The 6,202-nt window shown below is 46.5% G+C and carries 6 protein-coding genes; 5 read left to right on the top strand and 1 reads right to left on the bottom strand.

The window, feature by feature from the left end:
- Positions 1-159: 159 nt before the first annotated feature.
- The gene (locus BCT34_RS15550; RefSeq protein ID WP_076654450.1) at positions 160-1,053 is read right to left on the bottom strand and encodes a DMT family transporter; all 894 of its coding nucleotides are present in this window, start codon (positions 1,051-1,053) and stop codon (positions 160-162) included.
- Between the two features lie 138 nt (positions 1,054-1,191).
- On the opposite strand from BCT34_RS15550, the gene rmuC reads away from it, so the two are divergent.
- The 5 genes from rmuC to tatA all read left to right on the top strand — a co-directional run bounded on the left by rmuC (position 1,192) and on the right by tatA (position 6,200).
- Complete coding sequence (rmuC, locus tag BCT34_RS15545; protein ID WP_076654449.1) at positions 1,192-2,724, top strand: DNA recombination protein RmuC; 1,533 nt, start codon at positions 1,192-1,194, stop codon at positions 2,722-2,724.
- Between the two features lie 65 nt (positions 2,725-2,789).
- Positions 2,790-3,569 carry a bifunctional demethylmenaquinone methyltransferase/2-methoxy-6-polyprenyl-1,4-benzoquinol methylase UbiE gene (gene ubiE, locus BCT34_RS15540; protein WP_026012235.1) on the top strand — a complete coding sequence of 260 codons (780 nt, stop codon included), beginning with the start codon at positions 2,790-2,792 and terminating at the stop codon, positions 3,567-3,569.
- Positions 3,570-3,667: 98 nt separating this feature from the next.
- Positions 3,668-4,273 carry an SCP2 domain-containing protein gene (locus tag BCT34_RS15535; protein WP_076654448.1) on the top strand — a complete coding sequence of 202 codons (606 nt, stop codon included), beginning with the start codon at positions 3,668-3,670 and terminating at the stop codon, positions 4,271-4,273.
- Positions 4,270-5,904 (top strand): ubiquinone biosynthesis regulatory protein kinase UbiB, encoded by a 1,635-nt coding sequence (ubiB, locus tag BCT34_RS15530; protein ID WP_076654447.1) that lies wholly within the window; start codon positions 4,270-4,272, stop codon positions 5,902-5,904. Before BCT34_RS15535 ends, ubiB begins: the two co-directional genes overlap by 4 nt.
- A gap of 53 nt (positions 5,905-5,957) precedes the next feature.
- Positions 5,958-6,200 carry a Sec-independent protein translocase subunit TatA gene (tatA, locus tag BCT34_RS15525; RefSeq protein WP_008218506.1) on the top strand — a complete coding sequence of 81 codons (243 nt, stop codon included), beginning with the start codon at positions 5,958-5,960 and terminating at the stop codon, positions 6,198-6,200.
- Positions 6,201-6,202: the final 2 nt, after the last annotated feature.

Below are 6,202 nucleotides of genomic sequence, written 5' to 3'. Positions count from 1 at the left end.
ACTTTATTGCTCCTAAACATAAGCTTATCCATTAGATTTTAAATAGCATAAAAATGGCGAGTCATACGACTCGCCATTTTTGTATCTAACGTCTTTATCTAGCTCTAGATTCGACTACATCGATAATTTTTGTGCTCAATCGATTCTTTTCACAACTATTTACGCTGGTTTGTTTTTTGAAAACTTGACCTGTTGAATTACCAAGCCAGCAATGATCAGTACCAAACCAAACAGTGTCGCTGGGTGAATCTCTTCGCCGATAATCGTTGAAAGTAACATTAGCGAAATAAACGGTGAGGCAAAAATCAGGTTGCTGATACGTGCCGTGTTGTTGGTTAGCTTGAGGGCTGATAACCATAATACAAAGGTAATCCCCATCTCGAACAGACCAACGTAAGTCACCGCCATCCAGCCCTTCGCCGTAATTTGGCTAAAACTCTCGCCCTCAAAAATGGTTAAACCGATCGCGAAGGGTAAGGCCACTAAGAAACCAAGCAATACACCCACTACTGGGTCAGCTTTGTTTTTGGTGTTCAGGATCCAGTAGCCCGCCCAAAGTAGAGTTGAAAGTAGTGCTAATGCCACACCGAGTGGGCTATCGAACTGCATGCCTAACACATCGCCCTTGGTGGCAATCACTACCACGCCCGCATAACTGAAGGTACACGCTACCCAATCTTGCTTGCGAATTTTTTGCCCCAGAAAAACTGCTGCCATTAAGGTGAGCGTGATAGCCCAACTGTAGTTGATGGCTTGAGCTTGAGAAGCGGGCAGCAGGTCGTAGGCTTTGAATAGAATTAGGTAATAAGCCAGAGGGTTAACCAAGCCTAGCAGTAGGTAGTACCAAGGGTTTGATAGGAACGTTGTGCTTAGTTGAGAGAGCTTACCTTGGAAGGCGCAGACTGCGATCAGCGCAATCGACGACACAATGCTGGCAATGGTCAGCATTTGAATCGGTGAAAATTCAGCAAGGGTCAGCTTAAAAGCAGTAGCGACCGTTGACCACAGCAGTACTGCGGAAAGGCCAAAGCCCAAGGCACGACGTTCGTTCATGGCAACTCATTCTAATTTGATAGGACAGAATACGGAGCGCTTAGTCTATCTGCCGAATTTTAATACGGCAAACTGGACATTTATCCAGTATCAAAATACCATTTAATGAGTTATTTCCAATTAGGCTAAATCATTATCATGCAATGGATTATCGAACATCAGGCAACGCTTATTGCTGCAATTTCTGGCGCGTTCGTCAGCGGTGGCGTCGTGGGTTGGTGGATTAAACAGAAGCTCTCTTTTCAGCAGCGATTGCTCGAGCAGCAACTAGAGTCCGATCGTTTGTTGCATGAATCTCAACAATCTCAGCTCAAGTCATCACTCGCAGAGGCGCAACAAGAGCTCGATGAGTTGGACGACGACCGAGACAAAGCGGCATTCGAGCTCAAGCAAGCGCACGGTAAGGTGATGGCTGCAATGGAAAAGCTGCGTTACTTTGAGGCGGTCAAGCAAGAGCGCCAGCAGTATGCTGATGAGATCAATGTGCTCAAGGAGCATAAGTCTGAATTAGAAGCCGAGTTGCGAGAGCAAGAAGCAAGACATGATCAAGAAAACCTCGCCAATAGCGAAAAGCTTCAGTTGTTAGAGCAAGCGGAATCTCGACTTAAGCAGCAGTTTGAACTGTTAGCGAACCAATTGTTTGAAACCAAAACCGCCAAGGTCGATCAGCAGAACAAGCAGAGCTTAGAAGGCCTGTTGTCTCCATTGAGAGAGCAATTGGAAGGCTTCAAGAAACAAGTGAACGACAGCTTCAGTCAAGAAGCTAAAGAGCGTCACACCTTGGTGCATGAACTTAAGAATCTGCAGCGCCTTAATGAGAGCATGACGCGTGAAGCGGTGAACCTGACTCAAGCGCTAAAGGGTGATAACAAACAACAAGGTAACTGGGGCGAAGTGGTATTGGCTCGCGTGCTTGCAGAATCAGGGTTGCGTGAAGGCCACGAATACCAAACACAAGTGAATCTGCAAAATGAGGCGGGTAAGCGTTATCAGCCGGATGTGATCGTGCATTTGCCACAAGATAAGCAAGTGGTGGTCGATTCAAAAATGGCGCTGGTGGCGTTCGAACGCTACTTCAATGCTGAGACCGACCTACAGCGTGATGCCGCATTGCGTGATCACTTGGTGTCACTGCGAGCGCACATCAAAGGCTTGAGCCAGAAAGATTATCATCAGCTCAAAGGCATACAGAGCTTGGATTACGTGCTGATGTTTATTCCGGTTGAACCAGCATTCCAAGTGGCGATTCAGGCGGACCCTAGCTTGGTTAAAAATGCGATGGAGCAAAACATCATCTTGGTCAGTCCAACCACCTTGCTGGTGGCACTGCGTACTATTGATAACCTATGGCGCAATGAAAGACAGAACCAGAACGCGCAGGTTATCGCTGAGCGTGCGAGCAAGCTTTACGACAAACTGCGTTTGTTTGTGGATGACATGGAAGGCCTTGGCAGCTCACTTGATAGAGCGAACCAAAGCTACCAAGGGGCGATGAACAAGCTGGTGACAGGTCGTGGTAACGTGATTCGTCAGGCGGAAAGCTTCAAGCAACTGGGTGTTGAAGTGAAGAAACCGATCTCGATTGGTTTGGCTGAAATGGCGCAAAATGAGGCTTTTTCAGAAAATGCCTCCTTAGTAGAAAGACAACCTGCTGAGGATAAAGTAAACTAATCGGCCGCAGCGCCTCTAAATACAAAGAGCGCTGTCGATGAGAACTTACCATGGTAGATAACAGCATTATGGACACAAGCGTGCAGACAAATTCAGCAGTAGAGTCAGAAACCACACACTTTGGTTTCGAAACAGTCGCAAAAGACGAAAAAGTCGCGAAAGTAGCAGAGGTATTTCACTCTGTAGCCGCTAAATACGACATCATGAATGACTTAATGTCGGGTGGTGTTCACCGTTTGTGGAAGCGATTCACGATTGATTGCAGTGGCGTTCGCCCTGGTCAACGTATCCTTGATCTTGGTGGTGGTACCGGCGACCTGACTGCGAAATTCTCGCGCATCGTTGGTGAAAAAGGCCACGTGGTTCTTGCTGATATCAACAACTCAATGCTGAATGTTGGCCGCGATAAACTGCGTGATAGCGGCATTGTTGGCAATGTACATTACGTACAAGCAAACGCTGAAGAACTGCCATTTCCAGACAACTACTTCGATTGCATTACTATTAGCTTCTGTCTACGTAACGTAACCGATAAAGACCAAGCGCTGCGTTCTATGTACCGCGTGCTTAAGCCAGGTGGTCGTCTGTTGGTTCTTGAGTTCTCTAAGCCAGTGCTTGAACCGCTATCAAAGGTTTACGATGCCTACTCTTTCCACCTATTGCCAAAAATGGGTGAGCTGATTGCTAACGATGCAGACAGCTATCGTTACCTTGCAGAATCAATCCGTATGCACCCTAACCAAGAAACCTTGGAAGGCATGATGCAGGAAGCGGGATTTGAGAACACTAAATACTTCAACCTAACGGGCGGCATTGTTGCGCTGCACCGTGGTTACAAGTTCTAGTCGGACTTGGTAGTAGGCTCGTAGGGCGTGCTAAAAAATAAGAATAAAGACAGAACGGATAGGTTAAGGCTTATCCGTTTTCAAAGGTAAGGACAGTCATGCCATTTGATCCATTGGTCACCGCGGTTATTGAAACCTCTTTAAATACTTTCGTGAACGATGATCCAGCTTTGGTTCGTCGTTTGTCTCGTTTAAAGGGGCAGATCATTCAAGTTAATTTGAAAGAGCTGAATAAAACTCTCACTTTCGTTTTTAGCCAACAAATCGATGTGTTGTCTGAATATGAAGGGCAACCAGATTGCTACCTATCTTTGAACCTATCGGTACTGCCTGAACTGCGTGAGCAATCGAACATCACCAAGCTGATCAAGCAAGATAAGCTTATCTTAGAGGGTGATATTCAGCTGGCTCAGAAATTTGCTCAGCTGATGACAGACTGCAAACCTGACTTGGAAGAGTGGTTATCGCGTGTGACTGGTGATGTGGTTGCGCATACCTTGGTACAAGGCGTTAAGAATGTTGGTGGTTTTGTAGCAAAGCAAACCACTAAGCATCAAAACCATCTTGCTCAGGTATTAACTGAAGAATGGAAAATTGCGCCAGCGCCCTTAGAAGTGGCGCATTTTTGCGATCAGGTTGATGACGTGAAAAGCTCTGCCGCTCGCCTTGAAGCTAAGTTGAACGCTCTGTTGGAGAAAGCATGACCCCAACAGAACTGAAACGTCTTTATCATATTATCAAGGTACAGTTGGAATATGGCCTAGATGAATTGATGCCTGAGCATCAACTGACTAAAGCTCCTTTGCTGGCGCGAAAGTCACTGTTCTGGCTCAAGAATAAGCATCAAGATAAAGAGTTGGGCCATCGCTTACGTCTGGCGCTGCAAGAACTTGGTCCTGTGTGGATCAAGTTTGGACAGATGATGTCGACTCGTCGTGATCTGTTCCCTCCTCATATCGCTGATCAGTTGGCATTGTTGCAAGACCAAGTGGCTCCGTTTGATGGTGAACTGGCGAAGCAAGATATGGAAAAGGCGCTCGGTAGCAGCTTAGATAACTGGTTTACTGACTTTGATATCGAGCCGCTGGCTTCTGCTTCCATCGCTCAGGTGCATACTGCAAAGCTTAAAGAGAGCGGTCGTGAGATTGTTCTGAAGGTCATTCGACCTGATATTCGCCCGGTGATTGATGCAGATCTAAAACTGATGCACCGAATGGCGCGTATAGTCGCTAAGTCACTTCCTGAAGCACGTCGTTTGAAACCCGTTGAAGTCGTTCACGAGTACGAGAAAACGTTACTTGATGAACTCGACCTACGCCGCGAGGCTGCTAATGCCATTCAACTACGACGTAATTTTGAAGGCAGTGAAGAGCTTTACGTTCCAGAGGTTATCCCTGATTTAAGCAGTGAAACCTTGATGGTGTCAGAGCGAATCTATGGTATTCAGGTTTCGGATATTGAGACGTTAAACTCCAACGGCACTAACATGAAATTGCTCGCGGAACGCGGTGTGACGGTATTCTTCACCCAAGTATTCCGAGACAGCTTTTTCCATGCGGACATGCACCCGGGCAACGTATTCGTTAACCCAGAGAATCCAGATAACCCTCAATGGATTGGTTTGGATTGTGGCATAGTCGGCACGCTCAACAGTGAAGATAAGCGCTATTTAGCAGAGAACCTGCTGGCTTTCTTCAATCGAGATTACCGTAAGGTTGCCGAGCTGCACGTTGATTCGGGGTGGGTGCCACACGACACCAACGTCAATGATTTTGAGTTCGCGATCCGTATGGTGTGTGAGCCCATTTTTGCTAAACCACTTGGCGAGATCTCATTTGGCCATGTGTTGCTAAACTTATTTAATACAGCAAGACGTTTCAACATGGAGGTTCAACCTCAGTTGGTGCTTCTGCAGAAGACTTTGTTGTATGTAGAAGGGTTAGGCCGTCAGTTGTATCCGCAGCTTGATTTGTGGGCAACCGCCAAGCCTTTCCTTGAAACCTGGATGATGAATCAGGTGGGGCCGCAAGCTGTGATTAACGCAGTAAAAGAGCGCGCGCCATTCTGGGCAGAAAAACTGCCAGAGCTGCCAGAGCTACTTTATGACAGCTTGCGCCAAGGTAAAGCGATGAACCACAGAATGGATCAGCTTTATCAAGGTTACAGAGATAGTAAGCGTCAGCAAGCAACTGGAAAGTTTTTGTTTGGCGTTGGAGCCACTTTAGTCGTATGCTCCGCAATATTAGTTTCAAGCCCTTATGAGCAGCTATCTATGGGCTGTGGCATCGCAGGTGTCACATTTTGGCTGCTTAGTTGGCGAGCTTACCGTCGTTAGACAGTAGACTCTCTTAATATTTTTTTGTGTAGACAGACCCGAGGACAATGACAATGGGTGGTATCAGTATTTGGCAACTTCTAATCATTGCTGTAATTGTAATTTTGCTATTCGGAACAAAGAAACTGCGCGGTATGGGTGGTGACTTAGGTTCAGCGGTTAAAGGCTTCAAGAAAGCAATGAGCGATGATGAAAAGCCTGCAGACAAGAAAGACGCAGACTTCGAACCAAAGAATATTGAACAGCAGAAGACAGAAGCGACTGCTGAAACAAAGAAAGACAAAGAGCAGGCGTAAAT

The organism is Vibrio sp. 10N.261.45.E2, assembly GCF_002875705.1.
Lineage (GTDB): Bacteria > Pseudomonadota > Gammaproteobacteria > Enterobacterales > Vibrionaceae > Vibrio.
Note: the sequence above shows the minus strand (reverse complement) of the source record. Positions and strands in the feature narration are given on the sequence as shown.